20 protein-coding genes are annotated in these 15776 nt (G+C 55.3%); 3 read left to right on the forward strand and 17 right to left on the reverse strand.

What is annotated here, in order from left to right; all coding sequences use genetic code 11:
- Positions 1–2 precede the first annotated feature (2 nt).
- Positions 3–782, forward strand: a complete 780-nt coding sequence (locus EI185_RS06785) for an MEDS domain-containing protein (RefSeq protein ID WP_124704374.1) — start codon at positions 3–5, stop codon at positions 780–782.
- Positions 783–810: 28 nt separating this feature from the next.
- On the opposite strand, the gene EI185_RS06790 is transcribed toward EI185_RS06785, so the two are convergent.
- The 8 genes from EI185_RS06790 to EI185_RS06825 all read right to left on the reverse strand — a co-directional run bounded on the left by EI185_RS06790 (position 811) and on the right by EI185_RS06825 (position 6744).
- A complete protein-coding gene (locus EI185_RS06790; protein ID WP_124704375.1) occupies positions 811–1545 on the reverse strand; it encodes a Crp/Fnr family transcriptional regulator in 735 nt (244 codons plus the stop codon).
- Between the two features lie 20 nt (positions 1546–1565).
- Positions 1566–2891 carry a diguanylate cyclase domain-containing protein gene (locus tag EI185_RS06795; protein ID WP_124704376.1) on the reverse strand — a complete coding sequence of 442 codons (1326 nt, stop codon included), beginning with the start codon at positions 2889–2891 and terminating at the stop codon, positions 1566–1568.
- A gap of 165 nt (positions 2892–3056) precedes the next feature.
- Positions 3057–3704 carry a response regulator gene (locus EI185_RS06800; RefSeq protein ID WP_124704377.1) on the reverse strand — a complete coding sequence of 216 codons (648 nt, stop codon included), beginning with the start codon at positions 3702–3704 and terminating at the stop codon, positions 3057–3059.
- Positions 3701–4798, reverse strand: a complete 1098-nt coding sequence (locus tag EI185_RS06805) for a PAS domain-containing protein (protein WP_124704378.1) — start codon at positions 4796–4798, stop codon at positions 3701–3703. Before EI185_RS06805 ends, EI185_RS06800 begins: the two co-directional genes overlap by 4 nt.
- A 404-nt stretch (positions 4799–5202) precedes the next feature.
- Complete coding sequence (locus EI185_RS06810; RefSeq protein ID WP_124704379.1) at positions 5203–5820, reverse strand: Spy/CpxP family protein refolding chaperone; 618 nt, start codon at positions 5818–5820, stop codon at positions 5203–5205.
- A 66-nt stretch (positions 5821–5886) separates the two neighbouring features.
- A complete protein-coding gene (locus EI185_RS06815) occupies positions 5887–6081 on the reverse strand; it encodes a Thivi_2564 family membrane protein (protein WP_223247720.1) in 195 nt (64 codons plus the stop codon).
- A gap of 92 nt (positions 6082–6173) precedes the next feature.
- Positions 6174–6485: a BON domain-containing protein gene (locus EI185_RS06820; protein ID WP_124704380.1), complete on the reverse strand. Its 312-nt coding sequence runs from the start codon at positions 6483–6485 to the stop codon at positions 6174–6176.
- Positions 6486–6588: 103 nt separating this feature from the next.
- On the reverse strand, positions 6589–6744 hold the full coding sequence (locus EI185_RS06825) for a DUF3309 domain-containing protein (RefSeq protein WP_124704381.1): 156 nt from the start codon (positions 6742–6744) through the stop codon (positions 6589–6591).
- A gap of 267 nt (positions 6745–7011) precedes the next feature.
- Here EI185_RS06825 and EI185_RS06830 point away from each other — a divergent pair, with 267 nt between their 5' ends.
- Positions 7012–7983: an urease accessory protein UreH domain-containing protein gene (locus EI185_RS06830; protein WP_223247721.1), complete on the forward strand. Its 972-nt coding sequence runs from the start codon at positions 7012–7014 to the stop codon at positions 7981–7983.
- Between the two features lie 23 nt (positions 7984–8006).
- Here EI185_RS06830 and EI185_RS06835 read toward each other — a convergent pair whose 3' ends face one another.
- The 3 genes from EI185_RS06835 to EI185_RS06845 all read right to left on the reverse strand — a co-directional run bounded on the left by EI185_RS06835 (position 8007) and on the right by EI185_RS06845 (position 9696).
- Entirely contained in the window at positions 8007–8744 is a 738-nt protein-coding gene (locus EI185_RS06835) for a M90 family metallopeptidase (protein ID WP_124704382.1), read from the reverse strand.
- 135 nt (positions 8745–8879) lie between these two features.
- On the reverse strand, positions 8880–9392 hold the full coding sequence (locus EI185_RS06840) for a zinc ribbon-containing protein (protein WP_124704383.1): 513 nt from the start codon (positions 9390–9392) through the stop codon (positions 8880–8882).
- A gap of 109 nt (positions 9393–9501) precedes the next feature.
- Positions 9502–9696, reverse strand: a complete 195-nt coding sequence (locus EI185_RS06845) for a hypothetical protein (protein ID WP_124704384.1) — start codon at positions 9694–9696, stop codon at positions 9502–9504.
- Between the two features lie 289 nt (positions 9697–9985).
- Here EI185_RS06845 and EI185_RS06850 point away from each other — a divergent pair, with 289 nt between their 5' ends.
- Entirely contained in the window at positions 9986–10999 is a 1014-nt protein-coding gene (locus EI185_RS06850) for an Lcl C-terminal domain-containing protein (protein WP_124704385.1), read from the forward strand.
- 293 nt (positions 11000–11292) lie between these two features.
- On the opposite strand, the gene EI185_RS06855 is transcribed toward EI185_RS06850, so the two are convergent.
- From EI185_RS06855 to EI185_RS18340, 6 genes are read right to left on the reverse strand one after another with little or no spacing between them, the layout of a single operon-like run.
- The gene (locus EI185_RS06855) at positions 11293–13665 is read right to left on the reverse strand and encodes a plasma-membrane proton-efflux P-type ATPase (protein WP_124704386.1); all 2373 of its coding nucleotides are present in this window, start codon (positions 13663–13665) and stop codon (positions 11293–11295) included.
- Positions 13662–13817: a hypothetical protein gene (locus EI185_RS17995; RefSeq protein WP_189836319.1), complete on the reverse strand. Its 156-nt coding sequence runs from the start codon at positions 13815–13817 to the stop codon at positions 13662–13664. The genes EI185_RS06855 and EI185_RS17995 overlap by 4 nt, the downstream gene beginning before the upstream one ends.
- A gap of 39 nt (positions 13818–13856) precedes the next feature.
- The gene (locus EI185_RS06860) at positions 13857–14801 is read right to left on the reverse strand and encodes a hypothetical protein (protein WP_124704387.1); all 945 of its coding nucleotides are present in this window, start codon (positions 14799–14801) and stop codon (positions 13857–13859) included.
- Positions 14798–15403, reverse strand: a complete 606-nt coding sequence (locus tag EI185_RS06865) for a cytochrome b N-terminal domain-containing protein (protein WP_124704388.1) — start codon at positions 15401–15403, stop codon at positions 14798–14800. Before EI185_RS06865 ends, EI185_RS06860 begins: the two co-directional genes overlap by 4 nt.
- Positions 15400–15588, reverse strand: a complete 189-nt coding sequence (locus EI185_RS06870; RefSeq protein WP_124704389.1) for a hypothetical protein — start codon at positions 15586–15588, stop codon at positions 15400–15402. Before EI185_RS06870 ends, EI185_RS06865 begins: the two co-directional genes overlap by 4 nt.
- 45 nt (positions 15589–15633) lie before the next feature.
- Positions 15634–15756: a hypothetical protein gene (locus tag EI185_RS18340; protein ID WP_262982382.1), complete on the reverse strand. Its 123-nt coding sequence runs from the start codon at positions 15754–15756 to the stop codon at positions 15634–15636.
- Positions 15757–15776 lie beyond the last annotated feature (20 nt).

Genomic DNA, 15776 nt, shown 5'->3' on the forward strand with positions numbered 1-15776 from the left:
TCATGCCCTGGAGAAATCTTCTGACCCACCCCGAAGCGGGAAATCATATCGCTCAGATTTGTCGGGATGAGGCCTTTTTGGTTAATGCAGTGACCCAGTTTGTCGGTGCAGGCATAAACGACGGGGCTGCATCGATTGTTATCGCGACACCGGCTCACAGGCGGGCGTTCATAGCCAGCCTGGAACATCAGGGTCACTCTGTCCAGAACGCCAAAGGCGAGGGTAAGATCAAGTTTTTTGACGCGGAATCTCTGCTTTCCAGCCTCATGTCAGACGGCATGCCTGTATGGAAGGCGTTCGAGAAACACATAGGAAGCCTGATGCGGGAAACGCAGTCGCAACACAAGAACGTGCGCGTCTACGGAGAAAAGGTGAATTTGCTATGGCAAAAAAACAAACTCGATGCTGCGATCCGGCTTGAAGAGTTCTGGAATGAGTTGTCCCAGCAATTGAATTTTTCGCGACTGTGCACCTACACAATGGACAACCTGGACCCGGGTGTCTATGAAGGCTCTTTGGAACGCATATGCAAATGTCACTCCCATCTTATCCCGACAGAGAATTACGCTTTACTCGAAAACGTGGTGCAAAAAGCCACGAACGATCTTCTCGGGCGCGACCTGACTGACGCAATCGGCAAACTCGCATTATCTCGGCCCAGTACTACGCAAATGCCGCCGGCTCAGGCCACACTTCTATTCCTGAGCGAGAAGCTACCGCTCTCCGCCAGGAAAATACTGTCCCGTGTCCAGAGGGAGTATGCGCTCGCCGCTGCAGGCTGACGAAGACATTCAACACGCGACAGCCTGATCAGGCTGCACGCAGGTCTATAAGCAATCGTTCGGACTCTTTCTTCAATATGCTGTAACACTCACACACGTGGGTCTCAAGTTCTTCTCTGTTTGTTACCTCGATATGTCCCCGACGATAGCTCAATATGCCCGCCTGTTGCAATTTTCTGGCGGCTTCGGTGATGCTTTCGCGGCGCACGCCGAGCATGTTGGCAATCAATTCCTGCGTCATCGTCAAGCTGCTTGAATGCATACGGTCAAAATTCAGGAGTAACCAACGGCATAGTTGCTGCTCCACCGAATGACGCCGATTGCACGCAGTCGTTTGAGCCATTTGAACAATCAGCGTCTGCGCGTAACGCAAAGACAATTGTTGCAAGTTGCCGGTTCGGCGCCCTCCGCTACGAGCCAACGCTTCGCGCAGAGCTTTTGCCCTGATACGATACCCATGACCTGCCGAGTGGACGGTTGCCTGGGTAAGCGCCGTCTCCCCGCCCATGAAGACCGAAACGCCGAGCATGCCTTCATTCCCTACCACAGCCACTTCTACCAAGGTTCCATCTTCCAGGCCGCAGAGCAATGACGCCGTAGCTGTGGTAGGGAAATAGGCATACTGCAGTTTCTCGTTCACCTCATATAAAACTTCTGCAGATGACATTGAAACCAATTCAAGTTCGGGCGTTATGCGCTCGAATTCATGTGGACTCAATGCGTGAAGAATATAATTCTGTTGCGGATCACAGAGTTCAGACATTTTTACCCCCTGATATTGATTTATATTTTTTTTTGCAGCGAAAAAATAAAATGCTCCTTCTCCTTGCCCTCGAAAATCTGAAAGTCATTGCCCCCTGCTGTCTTGGCCTGGTACATGGCATTATCGGCGTGTTTCAGCAAAGTATGGCCATCCTCACCGTGCTCCGGATAGATTGCTATACCGATACTCGCCTGCAGGGGGATATCCCTGCCGTCAATTGCTAACGGTTCACTTAGCAGCACAACAATTTTTTCAACCACATTCATGACATCCCGAGTTGAGGAAATCTCTGTCAGGATTAGCGAAAACTCGTCTCCTCCCAAACGCGCAACGGTATCTTCTTCACGCAAGCACTGCCGGATCCTGCATGCGGCGGTTTGCAAGACCACATCGCCCACAGCATGCCCCAGCGTGTCATTGATTGCCTTGAAGTGGTCGAGGTCCATTACTACAACAGAAAATCCCTCATGATTGCGTGACCCACGTGCTTCTGCCTGTCGCAATCTGTCGAGAAACAGATTGCGGTTGGGCAAGCCGGTCAGGCAATCATGGTTGGCGAGATGCTCAAGTCGATGCATGATCTGGATACGCTCACTGACATCACGTCCGCTGGCTATAAAATGACTCATTTTCCCGCGGGCATTGTAGTAAGGGCGAATGATCTTATCCTCATAAAAAATGCTGCCATTTTGCCGGCGATTCACGAAAATGCCTCGAAATGTCCTGCCCGCCCGTAATGCTTTCCACATGTCCACAAAGAATTGCGGCTCTTGCATCCCCGAATTCAAAACAGCATGAGTTCGTCCCACCATCGCGGCCTTCCGATAACCAGTCAGTTCCTCAAATGCCGGGTTCACATATTCAATCAGTTCGTCCACTGTGGTAACGGCTACTGCATCGCCATTGAATTCGGAGACTTCCAGAAATTTATGCAGTTTGTTGTCTTCGCTTGCCAAAACAAACAATTCAAGCAAAAAAAAGCGACGGTCCTCAATCTCCAGGGGCGCCAGGGAAGCCTTCAAAAGAACTTCCCGGCCCTCCCTTCTGTTCCATCCGACAAATTCAAATTCAAACCCATTGTCAGATTCCGGAGAAAAAATATAGTGGCTGCGGATCGATTCCGGCCAACTCAGGTCACCCTGCAATGCCGGGAATATATCAGCCACGGATTGTCCGATCAGCAAGGTCGGATTATTGTTATCGTTGCACAGGTAGTTCCCCACTTCGGGACTGCCATATTTGATGGTGCCGTTTGTGTCCAGCACCAGGAACGCACGTTTGCTTTCAGCTGGGAAACAGACAGACGAAAACATCTTTCTCAGGCTATCCGGAACCGGAATTTCCATCGGTGGATCCTTACCCAGAATAATATATAGCTAATTTAGTTCACTGCATTCAGAGCAACTGTATATCCACGAAGCTTTCACCGACATACTTGGAATAAGGTATTTTATATACCTTCTTGATGGTAGATAACCTCTGCATGAGGACCCTCTTCTATAGTATTGTATTTATAAAGCTATATAGCCTGCACGAATGGCGTATTGAGTAAGTTCTGCAACGTTATGTAAATCAAGCTTGTTCATGATATTGCGGCGATGGACATCCACAGTGCTCACTGCAATATAGAGCACATCAGCAATTTCGGAAGAGCGCTTGCCTTGCGCCAGCAGACGCAGGACATCACGTTCGCGCGAAGTGAGGATAGATGAATTATCCAATTCTTCTCTGACCTCGGCTTTCCCCATGGAAGTCATAAGCATCATGAGAACTTCCGGGCAAAAATAAGGCTCATTGCGCTGTACCGCACGTATCGCATTCAATAACTCGTTCCCTGGAGCTGCTTTGGAAACATATCCCGAGGCACCCGCATTGAGCATCTCATCAACGAAGTCCCATTCCGAATGACCGGACAAAGCGATCACCTTCACTCCGGGTTGTTGCGCAATCAACTGTCGGGTAGCCTCGATGCCGTCCATGCCTGGCATGCTAATATCCATGATCACAATGTTCGGGTCTACGCGCGCTGCGACATCAAGCGCGTCACGCGCATTTCCCGCTTCTCCCACCACCTCGATATCTTCTTCCATATTCAAAAGGTAGCGCAATGCCTCCCTCAGCAACTTGTGGTCATCCACCAATAACACGCGCATAGTCATGGGCGGAACTCCCGAGCAATGGATGCCGAAGCGCCCGCCAGCGGCGCTGATAAAACCATCCTTGTGCGACCCGGCATGTCTTCGACTTCAATACCGCCATAAAGGTAATTCAATCGCTCCTCTATGCTGCTCAATTCGAATCCGCCAGCTTGGGTCAAGATCGCCCGATAGTCGAATCCGCTTCCCGTATCGTCAAGTATCAGTTGTAGCCGATTATCCAGGCACCTGGCTGATAAAAGAATCTGGCTGCTCTGAGTGAGCGTGGCGACGCTAACGAGGATTGCGCGCACGGCGCGGAACAACAGAGTCGCCACCGGCAAATCCAGCGGCATGTCCATGCCGTCATTTTGCACCGTGATCTCCAGGTCGCTGGTACGGTGTAATTCTTCAGCCAACCATTCCAAGGCCGGCCCCAAGCCAATTTCGTGCAGGAAAGGCGGGCATAGCTGAAAAATCATTGAGTGTACGGAACCAGATGCCTGATTAAGCAGAGACTCCAGTTCTGCAGCGCGCTGCTTAAACATGTGGGGCGAGTTTTCTTTTTCGCAGGCCCTCAGCTTAAGCTTCGTGGACATCAGGACCTCACCCAAGTCATTATGAATATCTTGAGCCAGAGTATAGCGCTCGTGCTCTTCCGCCAGAGTCAATTTCATCGTAAGTGTTCGCAATTCTGCAATTCGCTCTTGCTTATGCCACTTCAATGATTCTGTTTTCTGCCAAGCATTAAAATTCATATTTTCTGTATGTCTATTTTTACTAATATCAATAAATAAAATTACCATACCGGAGGAATTGTCATTTTTTCCAGCGTGAGGAATAATCTGGCGTAAAAAACTGCGCCCGTTTTGCATTGTAAAATTCCGCTGAAGCGACAGCCTTGTTTTGGCAACAATTCTAGCGTCATTGATCAAATTATTGGTTCCAAAATTCGGGGAAACATCACAGAGCAACCTGCCCTGACTAGAGCCGGATAAACCAAACATACTTTGCGTGGCTCGAGTAAACCACAAAATACGCAGCTCACGATCCAGACACAGCACCCCTATTTCGCTTCCCCCGAATTCGTTATCGGGCAAGAAATAAGCATTCGTCATCTGGAAATCGTTTACTCGCTATGGACAAACCCGGTTGAATTCGAATCTACAGTTCGCCGTTACTAGCCCCAACCTCGATTTATTGGGAAATTTCTCACACTTCGAAGTTTGAATACCGATCCAACTGATTTATGGAAATAATATATTAGTTGCTTGAAATATTTCTGTTCGGTAACTCACATTATTTACATATAAAAATATTTAATTGAAAAGCCTTGACATTCTCAGGCAGTCTGAAGCTGAGGGTAAGATTGGATAAATGGCTGAAACATCTTCACGTACGGCTAACCGAATATGACGCGTTGCATATTCGTTCAATATTAAGAAGCCAGAAATATTTATTTGATACGGAAGCTTGCGCCCGCGAGCAGTCAGCAATACACGGACGCAAACAATTTGACAGATTATTTCTTGTGATCCATGGATTGCATGTGACTCATGTGCATTTTGTCGAATTCGTCTTTTTGTTCCGGCTTGAGCTCGCTATAAAAAGCTTTTACCGCATCTGCCATGGCGGCCATATTCTGCGCACGTTCTTTCATCATGTCCGCCATCATCGCCATGCGATCAGGCATGGTCTTGGGCATGTTCTGCATATCCCCTTTCATCTTGTCGTGCATTGATGCCATGTTTTTGGCTTGTGCGTCGACCTTATCGGAGAATGCTTGCCAGGCAGGCTCCTGATCTTTGGTCAACTTAAGTTTGGCTTTCAGCTCAGTCAGGTGTTTGTGGGCCATAGCGACCGGGTCCTTCATCATTTGACCCTGCATCATGCCCATGCCATCACAACCCATCTCATGTTTTTCCTTGTGCATCTTCCCTTCATGGCTGGCAGCCGTTGCGACGCCGATTGCGAACACGGTAGAGATCAGGCCAAGAGCGAGTTTTGTACGCAGTTTCATGGAATTTCCTTTCAGTGGTGAAAAAATATTGCCTGCAACCTGCTGGTCGCAACAAGCAATAGTAGTGATGCGTTTGCTATGAGTTGCAGATTTACAATTGCTGTTTATATCAATCGCCACCCGGTCCGGCCCCGATTTGTTGAAAGCGTCTATCGGATTCAGGCCAGGCCACGATTCCAGTCTTACTTACCGCCCAATCCGAACCCCCGAGAGGGAGCCCAGTACCCCGAAAACGCTCAACAACCAAAGGATCACCACAATGATCACCACCACATTCAGGATTTTCTTGATCGTGGCTTCCATCGGTATGTAGGTATTGATCAGCCAAAGCACCACTCCCACGACAACCAACACAATCACTAATTGAATCAATGGCATCATTATTCTCCTTGGTATCGCCTAAATGGATAGCACAGCGCGCACTTGCACGCCACTGCCGGACAGCATCCAGCGTGGCGTGTAATCAACCGCTCTTATTTGAGACGCATGTCATTCTTGACGGAGCGTACGCCTTCGACCTTGCGTGTTACCTCTACAGCACGATTGATGTCTGCCTGCGAGTTCACAAAACCACTCAATTGAACTACACCCTTGAACGTTTCAACATTGATTTCGGTTGATTTGAGCGTGGGTTCATTAAAAATGGCTGCCTTGACCTTGGTTGTAATCACGCTGTCGTCGATATAGCCGCCGGTGCTCTCCTTGGTCTGGGTAGACGCGCAACCCATGAAAGAAACCAGCACAACACTCAGGAAAAATGCGGAAAAGAATTTAATTATTTTCATGATCAGACGCTCCAAATAAATACAAAAAAACAAAATTTACTCACGGTCAGGTGACGCGTCCTGTGAGTGTTTATTCGCCTTTCGGCAAATCTGTTCCAGTGCGTTATATCCGCCCCAGCAACAGCAGGATGATCAGGATGATCAATATCAATCCCAATCCGCCGCTCGGACCGTACCCCCATCCCCTGCTGTGTGGCCAGCTTGGGAATGCACCAATCAGCATCAGGATCACCACAATCAGCAGTATTGTCCCCAACATTTTTCTCTCCTCGCAGTGTCAATTAAAATCCGTATCCAGCCCTGTTATTTTCATAACGGCGCATGAATTTTCTCTATAGGTCACTCAGCGTGTACGGCATTGACACCATCGTCAGACGGGATAATTTCCACATGACGATTCAGTTGAAGAACTGGTATCCAAGCCAATCAATGCGGTGCATACCGCATTACCACGCAACCTGACCGACAGGATGAAATTTAGACGTAAATGCAGACGCGGTCTGTGCGGTGTCACACATAACGGCATATGTCTAGTCAGCGTGGCGGCGACTGTTCCGGCTGCATCACACTGGTTGAAAGCGTGCGTGCTATCCTGCGCATCATGGAATTTATCGATCTGTGGAATCCCACCCACCCCGGCGTTGCCGCCGCACTGGTCACCGCATTACTGCTGGGCCTGGTCCACGGCATGGTGCCGGACGAGCACACCTGGCCCATTACCTTCAGCTACGCGGTCGGTAGCTACTCCACCCGCAAGGGTCTGCGTGCCGGGCTGCTGTTCTCGCTGACTTTCACTGTGCAGCGCGCGATCGCCAGCGAATTGGCGTGGCTGGGGCTGTCGCAATGGATGCAGAATGACTGGCTGAACCAGGCCCTGTTCGTGCCCATCGGCCTGTTGATGGCAGGCGGCGGCTGGCTGATGCTGCGCCAGCGTCGTGCCATGCACCTGCACCTGATCGGTGAGTGCCAGCAAGATCGTCTGGATGACACGCCCGAAACCATTCACTGGACCCGCATGACTGGCTGGATGCCGGCGCTACACGGCTTTGTCGCCGGCTGGGGCTTCGGTGCCTTTGCCCTCATTCTCTACACCACCCTGGCACCTGCAATGCCCAGCGCCGCCTGGGGCTGGTTACCCGGCGCACTGTTCGGGCTGGGCACCCTGATCGTGCAAGCCGTGGCGGGTGCCCTGTTCGGCCGTATGGCAGCCAGCCGCAAGCTTTCTCCCCAGGCAATACGTGCGGTGGCGCTGACAACGGCCGCACGCACCCTGCTGTGGGGCGGCGCCGCCTATATGACTGCGGGCGTGTTCGGCCTGCTGTTCCCCAGCCTGGCTAACTGGAGCATCGACACGGGCCTCCACGTGCACGGCCTGTCCCACATCGACCTGCCGCTGGTGCTGGCGGTGGTGTGCGTGGCGGGCGTGGGGCTGGGCACTTTTATTACCCAGACCCGGACCTTGCGCGCGTTGCAGGACACGGTAGCCAGTAGCAAATAGCGCTCGCCCCTCAGCAAGGCATATCAATGCGCTGCAGCTGTTTGGTAAAACAGTGCGAGCTGTTTGTGGACGGCCGGACAACAGTTTTTCAAAATATCCGGTGCGGTAAAGAAATACTCGCTCATCACCGCAAAAAACTCCGCCGGATTGGTGGCGGCATAAGGATTGATAAAACCGGATTCTCCTGCTGCCACTTGCTGACACAGCGCATCGTAGGCCTCACTGAATGCCTCGGCCCATCGTTTCCTGCTCATGCCGCGACGCAATGGCGGCATGCCGTTCGTGACACCGGTAAGACCGTCCAGCTTATGTGCGAACTCGTGCAATACGACGTTGTGGCCGGCCTGAAAACGATAGGTATCCCGCTCGACGTCATCCCAGGACAAAATCACCGGGCCACGCAACCATGACTCGCCGGTTAAAACGCTTGCTTCGTTACGGACCAGGCCAATGGCATCCATCTGTGCATGCTTAACGCGAAACGCGCCCGGATAGAGGATGACCTCGACCCAACCGTCGAAATGCTCCACGCCCAGATTCAGAATCAACAGACAGGCCTGGGCGGCTACCGCCACTCTCATTGACTGCGTCACCTCCAGGCCTTGAGCGCCGGTGATTGATTTCTGATCCAGGAACCATGTCGTCATCTCGCGCAGGTGCGCCATTTGCACCGCATCCAGCCCTCTCAACACCAACATGCGCCGGGTCACACTTTGCCAGACGTGCTGAGGTATCGGATGACGCTGAAGCATTCTGCGCATGCGCCAGCGCCGTAACGCAGTGCCTAGCGGACGCATCTCGTTTTCTCGATGACGGTTAGTCCGTTCCCCCTCAACAACATGGCAATCTCTCTTGATTGCCTGGTCGGGAGTGTGACCTGGAAATTGCAGACAAAATCATTCAATATGCTGCCGATGGAAGTGCGCGCTGTGACACTTGGGACAAGGAGGAATGCGGCCTGGTTTGTGAAAATGCAGTTTTTCACCGCACTGATCGCATACCAGCGTTCCTAAACCAATCAGTTCGCCGCTATGATACTCGGCGATTTCCGCCTCCAGCTTTAATTGATATAGCGCCGTCGTGGTCTGATCTGCAGCTTGGGAAAACCGCTCCCAGAATTCGTGCTTCATCAACGCCACATCAAAACCCAGCCAATCTTTCAATTCCTTGCCGGTCTTATCCAGATACCACGCAGCATCGACCATATCCCGTTTCACATATTCTTCCAGCTGGACGACTTCGTCATCACTGAACTTGTTCAAGGCCGCGATATCGCCTCGAATCGCACTCATCATGTCGTGGACGGCGGAGCCGCTTTGATGCGCTTTCTGTAACGCCTTTTCCAATAACGCTTCATAAGCCTCACCCATTGCCTCGATGGGGTCGTGTGGTGGAGGAAGATCTTTCATTTTAGCGCTCCTTTTAACTATATAAATTCAACCGGAATTTATGCAACAACCGCCTAATGACCCAGCCTGACGCGTTGGTTCAAATGTTTCGCTCTGCCATTGTCTGTATTCAGTTCAGCAATTCCTTTTCGATATCATCTACGGCCTTGCGCATTTCCGCCAGGATAAGTTTATCCGCAAGGTTTTGATCGATTTCAGGCACATCCCAATCGAATATTGCACGATATTTTTCGACCAGACTTTTCACGTCAGCAATGATTTCACTACGATGTCCTTCCAGTTCCAACTGTTCTATTTTTGCCATTTTTTATCTCCTTGATATCCAGGTGAAGAGCGCTATTGTTCTTGGCCGGCTCTGATGAGGCGAGACCGAAATTTGAAATCCGGGTTCGATTGAACATCCTCCATCCAGTTAAAGTTCATCCAGCAAAGCTTGGGGTTACCGCAATCAATCCATGCACCGCATGGTAGTTGTACCACGCGCTACCATTCGATCCGGGTACTATCATCAAACTGGTGCGTTCGAACACTCATCCTGAAAGTGCCTATAACGAGAAAATCCTTACAGATTTTCCAGGTTCATTGGAGCAATCATGACCACTCGCCATTATCTGCATACCGGCCAACGCACCTGCCATGCCGACGATGGACGCGAGCTTGCGTGCGAAGGCTCCGGTCAGGATGCATCGTTTGCCGTCGGCAAGCCCTGGCCGGAACCGCGCTTTGACTTGCGCAACGACGAGGTCATGGATGGCCTGACCGGTCTGATCTGGTGTCGTAATGCCAATCTCGCCGAGTTTCCACTCACCTGGCAGGAAGCACTGGATTTCGTCGCAAGCATGAACCGCGAACAGCGTTTCGGCCAGCACGATTGGCGCCTGCCCAATCGCCGCGAATTGCGCAGCTTGCTCAGCCTGCAAACAAGATTGCCTGCCCTGCCTGAGCGACACCCGTTCCTCAATGTGTTCAACGGCTGGTACTGGAGCGCGACGACGGCGGCCATCAGCCCGGCGCACGCCTGGTATGTGGCGCTCGATGGCGCGCGCATGTTTTACGGCGGCAAAGATCAATCCTTCATGCTCTGGCCGGTACGCGGCGCAGGCCTGGGTGTTGTCCCGCGCACCGGCCAAAGCCTGTGCTACGACGCCGCCGCCGGCAAAGTCATTGCATGCGCCGGGACGGGACAGGACGGCGAATGGCGTTTCGGTGCAGCGTGGCCTGAACCGCGCTTCGAAATACACACAGCCGGTGTCCTGGATCGTCTCACCGGTCTGCTCTGGCGCCGCAGCGCGAACCTCACATCGCAGCCGGTGGTCTGGCGCGAGGCATTGGCAGCGGTGGCCGAGCTCAATCATCAAGGCGCGGGAAATACCTGGCGGCTGCCCACGATCAACGAACTGGAGGCGCTGGTGGATTGCGCCGTCCACAGCCCGGCCTTGCCGCCCGGACATCCTTTCGCCGACGTGCAGGACATTTACTGGTCGTCAACCACCAGCCTGTTCGAGCCCGATTGGGCCTGGGCCCTGTACCTGGAAAAAGGCGCGACGGGAGTCGGACAAAAGCGCTTCGCGCAATTTTCGGTATGGGCCGTGGCCAGTTACGATTGACTGATGACCATCACCTTTTACGAATGACGGCAACAATTCCGGCAATGACTAAAATCACGACCAGTATCATCCATAATCCGCCCCACCCACCCATGTAACCATTCCCCCAGCTTCCCATCCAATCACTTCGCATCATGGTCTTCACCTCATGATTTTTTGAATGCCGTCTATCGTTACGGCGGGTTATGGCAATTATTCACCGCCCCGGCAAAATGCTCTGTGCGTTGACATACACAAAGCAGAAAAAGCGTCATCAGCCACAAACGTGGTTGACAAGGCGCAGCCTCCAAAAATCAGACGATGGCAAAGCGCTGGAAGACATAGCGTTTGGCCTGATCCAGCAGCAGAGCGAAGACCGCGCAGGCGATGAGCAGACCCACGACCAGCGCGGTTGGCAGCGCTGCCATCAGCCAGCCGAACACGGCCAGCCCGCTCACCAATATGACATCGCCCACGCTGGCCAGCGCCATCCAGCGCCCTGGCGCGAACGACCACAGCCGTCCATCGGTGCGTAGCACGTAGATGTTGGCCTGGTTGGTGAACACCAGCAGCAGGAACACCACGGTCTGCATCTGCACCGGGCTCAGGCCCTGGGTGCTGCGCGTCCACCAGTACATGGAGAACGAGAACAGCAGCGACAACACGGCGAACACACCAGCCGCGCCCACCAGCCGCCGCACTGCCCAGCGCTGCGGTTTGGGCGCAGGCTGCACGCGGTCGGTGGCGATGGTCATGGTGACGAAGTCGTTGGTGAACAGCAGCAGCACGATGAGCGTGGCCGAGATCACGAAGCTGCCGGTGAGCAGCAGCCCAAGGGTGAGGAACACCACGATCTCGAAGGTCTTGAGCGTCTTGTTCAGCGTGTAGGTGAGCATGCGCCGATGCACTTCGCGACCGGTGCGCACCACGGTCAGCACACCCGCCAGGCCGGGGTCGGTCAGCACCACGCCGGCGGCGGCCTTGGCCACATCGGTGGCGCTGGCCACGGCCACGCCCAGCTCGGCCTGGCGCAGCGCCGGCGCGTCGTTGACGCCGTCACCGGTCATGCCGGTGACGTGTCCGGCGCGCTGCAAGGCCTGCACGATGGCGTGCTTGTCCTCGGGCAGTACTCGGGCGTAAAGATCACAGTCTTCGGGGTTTTGCGCGGCAGGCCCCTTGGCCTCGCACACGCGCGAGCCCAGGCCTAGCTTGGCACCGATGGCGCGCGCGGTTTCCTGCGCGTCGCCGGTGGCCATGCACACACGCACACCGAGTTGCGTGAGTTGCGCAATCAGGTCGCCGGCATCCGGGCGCGGCGGGTCGGACAGGCCCACCACGCCGAGCAGTTGCAGTGCGTTTGCAGGGCCGGCGGCCACCGCCAGCACGCGCGCGCCGCTCGCAGCGAGCTGGCGCTCGGCGGCGTCCAGTGCCGCTTGCTGAGAGGCGTCCAGCTTGCACAACGGGCCGATGACGTTGGCCGCGCCCTTGACCGCGTGCCACTCGCCCCCGTCCACGGTGTACACACCTTCGCTGCGCCGGGTCGACGGATCGAAGGGGAGGAAGACCTGCCGCGCCGGTGTGTCCGCGAGCAAGCTTTGCTCACGCGCCGGGCCGAGGATGGCCAGATCCAGCGGGTCTTGCGTCGCGTCGTCGCTAGCCAGGGCCGCTGCGCGCAGTACGGCGTGTTCGTCGCTGCCGGCAGCAAGCGCGGTCGCACCGGCCAGGGTCAGGGTGTTTTGCGTGAGCGTTCCTGTCTTGTCCGACACCAGCGTGTCCATCGCCGCTGCCTCTTCCACTGCCGGCAGGCGGGTGACCAGCACGCCCTGGTGCGCGAGCTGCAGGCTGCTGATCGCGGTAGCCAAGGTGTAGGTGGCCGGCAGCGCCACCGGCACCGAGGCCACCAGCAGCATCAGCGCGAACACGGCGGTGTCCAGCAGCGGCAGGTGGTGCAGCAGGGCGTAGGCCACCACCAAAACGACCAGCACGGCGTCGAAGATCACCAGACGCTTGACAATGGCGAAGATGGTGCGCTGCATGTGGCTGGGTGCGTTGGACGTGCGTACCAGTTCCGCCGTGCGGCCGAAAAAGGTGCGCGCGCCGGTGGCGGTGACCTCGCCCGTGGCCTCGCCCTGGCGCACGATGGCGCCGGTATAGGCCGGCTTGCCGGGGCCGGCATCGACCGGCAGCGACTCTCCGGTGAGCGCGGCCTGGTCCAGCGCTACCGCGCCGTCGAACAGGACCAGGTCGGCCGGCACCAGATCGCCTGCGCGCACATGCACGATATCGCCCGGCACCACCTGCTCGGCCGGAATCTGGCTCCATTGGCCATCGCGCAGCACGCGCGCGTTCACGTGCAAGCGCTTGCGTAACAGCGCCAGCGCATCCTTGGCACGCCGCTCCTGCATAAAGGCCACCACAGCGTTGAACGTTAAAAGCACCGCGATCACCAGCGCCTCCAGCTGCCGCTCCAGCAGCACCTGCAGCACGATCACCAGCTCCAGCATCCACGGCACCGGCGACCAAAACTTGGCGGCAAGCTGTTTCCACGCCGGCACCTGCTTGTCCTCGATGGCATTGGCGCCAAACTGCGCCAGCCGCCGCTGCGCCTCGGTGCTGGACAGACCTTGCGTGGGGTCGGTGGACGGCAGATCGGGCAGCGCGGATTGCGGGGAGGCGGTAGTTTTCATCGTGACTGCCTTCGTGCGCCCTGTCGGTTGAACACCAGCTTGATGAAATTTTGCGTTTCGCCGCAGAGTTTCGCCGAAGATTCGCGTGTGGCTTCGGCCTGTGCGGTGGCAAGGCCGATGGGGACAAGTTCAGACTCGGTCAACATGGTCATAGGGCGCTCCGATTCGAAGACGCCTCCAGCATACATCGATTAATCCTTCGACCGCCTGTACCAGTCCCGCCAGATGAGCCGGTAGACCGGGATCAGGTAGGGGATCCGGTTGAGGCCGGGTATCACGGGAAGGAAGATCAGGATGAAGAAGGCGGCGGCCATGATGAGTCCCGTGATCAGATCAGCATTTGGCGAGTTCACGATCCCGGGTAGCTGGTAGAGGAAGGCATAGGGCCACAGCCACCATGCCCCCGGGTAGGGTCCCATCTCGTTCGTCATCCCCCACTGGGAGCCCAGTTCGTTGAGATGCTGCGCGACCCTGTTCTCGATGGGCCCCTCGAGGAACAGGAGCGACTTCGTGTTGTTGAGGTCGTAGGGCAGGAGCGCGCTGCTGTCGAGCGCCCGTTCGAGCAGCCCGGCACGCGCAAGCTTAAGCATCCCGTTCATCAAGCCTGCGACGGGACCGTAATCGCCCTGCGCGAGGATCACCTTTCCGTTGTCGTCGGTGGCTTTCTTGAGGGCGACAGCATAGTTCTTGATCCAGTTCTGCTGCTGATCGGGCGAGGCCTGCTTGTAAGCAGCCAGGGCCGTCGCCACCTCCGGATTGAGCACTGCAATGCGTTCCAGTGGCTTCATCGCCAGATCCTGCTGGGCGTTGACCGGACTCACGACGCCGACCCAGCGCGCCGGCGAGATGAATCCGAACACCGCCTGCGCATTCTGGTCGTCCTTCGTGTAGGGCGGGCCATAGGTTTGAAGGCCGCTTTGCCCCGAAAAGTAGGAGAGTGAGCGATCGAGAAAGAGCAGCGGCTGCTTGGTCGCAACCTCCTTTGCCGTGACCGTCGGGTAGTCGGGTGTTCCGAAAAAAGCGGCGAGAAGCACGATCACGAGCGTCACGACGCTCAGGACGATGAGCCCCTCGCGGATCATGTCGTAGCGCTCCATCGGCACGCCGCTCAGATACGCCTCTGATCGCTTGCTCATCGCACCTCCTCCTTGCGACTGCGCTCGATGGGGCGCACCGGGCTTTCGCTGCGCACGATACCGATGTGAATCGCCGCGAAGAGGACGATAAGAAAGGGAAGCAAGGCAACGTGCAGTGTCAGCAGTTGTCCGGGATCCATCGCGTTTATCCAGGCAAGGCCGAGGGCGTTCATCGGATCCTTGCCCTGAACGGCGTTCCATTGGGCGTCCCAGTTCTGCTGTAGCAGCGTCCCCGTGATCCCGGAAAAGATCGTCACTGCGAAGGTCACCAGGCCGATCACCCAGGTGCGCCACCGCCCGTCACGCCAGGCGGCCTTGAAGAACTTCGCGAGCAGATGCAGCACCAGACCGAAGTAAAACACCTCCACTCCCCAGAAATGGACGGAGTTGAAAAAGTGACCCGTCGGCGATACGTGCCACCAGCCGGGGCCGAAGATGGCGATGATGATTCCGCTCCCGATGACGACCATCAGCGCTGACAGGGTCATCGTGCCGAAAAAGTACGCCATCGAATTCACGTAGACCGGCATCTGCGTCGGCAACACGTCCTCAAGCGTCAGGTGCGATTTCAGCCACCCTTGAAGCTTCTCGTCGATGTTCATTTGCCCGCGCCCCGCTCCTCCGGCGTGGCGCCGTGAGTCATGAAGTTCGGTATGCGCGCCCAGCAGCCCGCGAAGAAAGCGACGATGACAGCAACCCAGAAGATCAGGTCCGGTATCGCCAGGTCAAAAATGCCGAACACGATATGCGGCACGACCGGCAGCGTTTCAATGACCAGGTTCTGCATGGCGTTGCTCCTTCAAACCATCCAATCAGTTAAAAAACATAAAAATCATGATGGGCCAAACGTGGCATTGATGGTGCGTCCGCCCGAGAGCTGGCATTCGCCCTGGCCGCCACCCAGTACAGTCAAGCTTGTCAACAGAATGAATCCCGTCGCTGCCGATTTGTTCATGACACACTCCTAATCGCTAC

Origin of the sequence: Sulfuriferula multivorans, from assembly GCF_003851125.1 — a bacterium.
Taxonomy (GTDB): domain Bacteria; phylum Pseudomonadota; class Gammaproteobacteria; order Burkholderiales; family Sulfuriferulaceae; genus Sulfuriferula; species Sulfuriferula multivorans.

What these genes read in the sequence shown, in the direction of transcription:
- EI185_RS06865 (WP_124704388.1), bottom strand. Translation starts at nt 15,403, where the DNA reads ATGAACATCGACGAGAAGCTTCAAGGGTGGCTGAAATCGCACCTGACG.
- EI185_RS06820 (WP_124704380.1), bottom strand. Translation starts at nt 6,485, where the DNA reads ATGAAAATAATTAAATTCTTTTCCGCATTTTTCCTGAGTGTTGTGCTG.
- EI185_RS06790 (WP_124704375.1), bottom strand. Translation starts at nt 1,545, where the DNA reads ATGTCTGAACTCTGTGATCCGCAACAGAATTATATTCTTCACGCATTG.
- EI185_RS17995 (WP_189836319.1), bottom strand. Translation starts at nt 13,817, where the DNA reads ATGACCATGTTGACCGAGTCTGAACTTGTCCCCATCGGCCTTGCCACC.
- EI185_RS06815 (WP_223247720.1), bottom strand. Translation starts at nt 6,081, where the DNA reads ATGATGCCATTGATTCAATTAGTGATTGTGTTGGTTGTCGTGGGAGTG.
- EI185_RS06835 (WP_124704382.1), bottom strand. Translation starts at nt 8,744, where the DNA reads ATGCGCAGAATGCTTCAGCGTCATCCGATACCTCAGCACGTCTGGCAA.
- EI185_RS06785 (WP_124704374.1), top strand. Translation starts at nt 3, where the DNA reads ATGCCCTGGAGAAATCTTCTGACCCACCCCGAAGCGGGAAATCATATC.
- EI185_RS06870 (WP_124704389.1), bottom strand. Translation starts at nt 15,588, where the DNA reads ATGCAGAACCTGGTCATTGAAACGCTGCCGGTCGTGCCGCATATCGTG.
- EI185_RS06800 (WP_124704377.1), bottom strand. Translation starts at nt 3,704, where the DNA reads ATGACTATGCGCGTGTTATTGGTGGATGACCACAAGTTGCTGAGGGAG.
- EI185_RS06825 (WP_124704381.1), bottom strand. Translation starts at nt 6,744, where the DNA reads ATGTTGGGGACAATACTGCTGATTGTGGTGATCCTGATGCTGATTGGT.
- EI185_RS06845 (WP_124704384.1), bottom strand. Translation starts at nt 9,696, where the DNA reads ATGGCAAAAATAGAACAGTTGGAACTGGAAGGACATCGTAGTGAAATC.
- EI185_RS06830 (WP_223247721.1), top strand. Translation starts at nt 7,012, where the DNA reads ATGTCTAGTCAGCGTGGCGGCGACTGTTCCGGCTGCATCACACTGGTT.
- EI185_RS06795 (WP_124704376.1), bottom strand. Translation starts at nt 2,891, where the DNA reads ATGGAAATTCCGGTTCCGGATAGCCTGAGAAAGATGTTTTCGTCTGTC.
- EI185_RS06855 (WP_124704386.1), bottom strand. Translation starts at nt 13,665, where the DNA reads ATGAAAACTACCGCCTCCCCGCAATCCGCGCTGCCCGATCTGCCGTCC.
- EI185_RS06860 (WP_124704387.1), bottom strand. Translation starts at nt 14,801, where the DNA reads ATGAGCAAGCGATCAGAGGCGTATCTGAGCGGCGTGCCGATGGAGCGC.
- EI185_RS06850 (WP_124704385.1), top strand. Translation starts at nt 9,986, where the DNA reads ATGACCACTCGCCATTATCTGCATACCGGCCAACGCACCTGCCATGCC.
- EI185_RS06805 (WP_124704378.1), bottom strand. Translation starts at nt 4,798, where the DNA reads ATGACGAATGCTTATTTCTTGCCCGATAACGAATTCGGGGGAAGCGAA.
- EI185_RS18340 (WP_262982382.1), bottom strand. Translation starts at nt 15,756, where the DNA reads ATGAACAAATCGGCAGCGACGGGATTCATTCTGTTGACAAGCTTGACT.
- EI185_RS06840 (WP_124704383.1), bottom strand. Translation starts at nt 9,392, where the DNA reads ATGAAAGATCTTCCTCCACCACACGACCCCATCGAGGCAATGGGTGAG.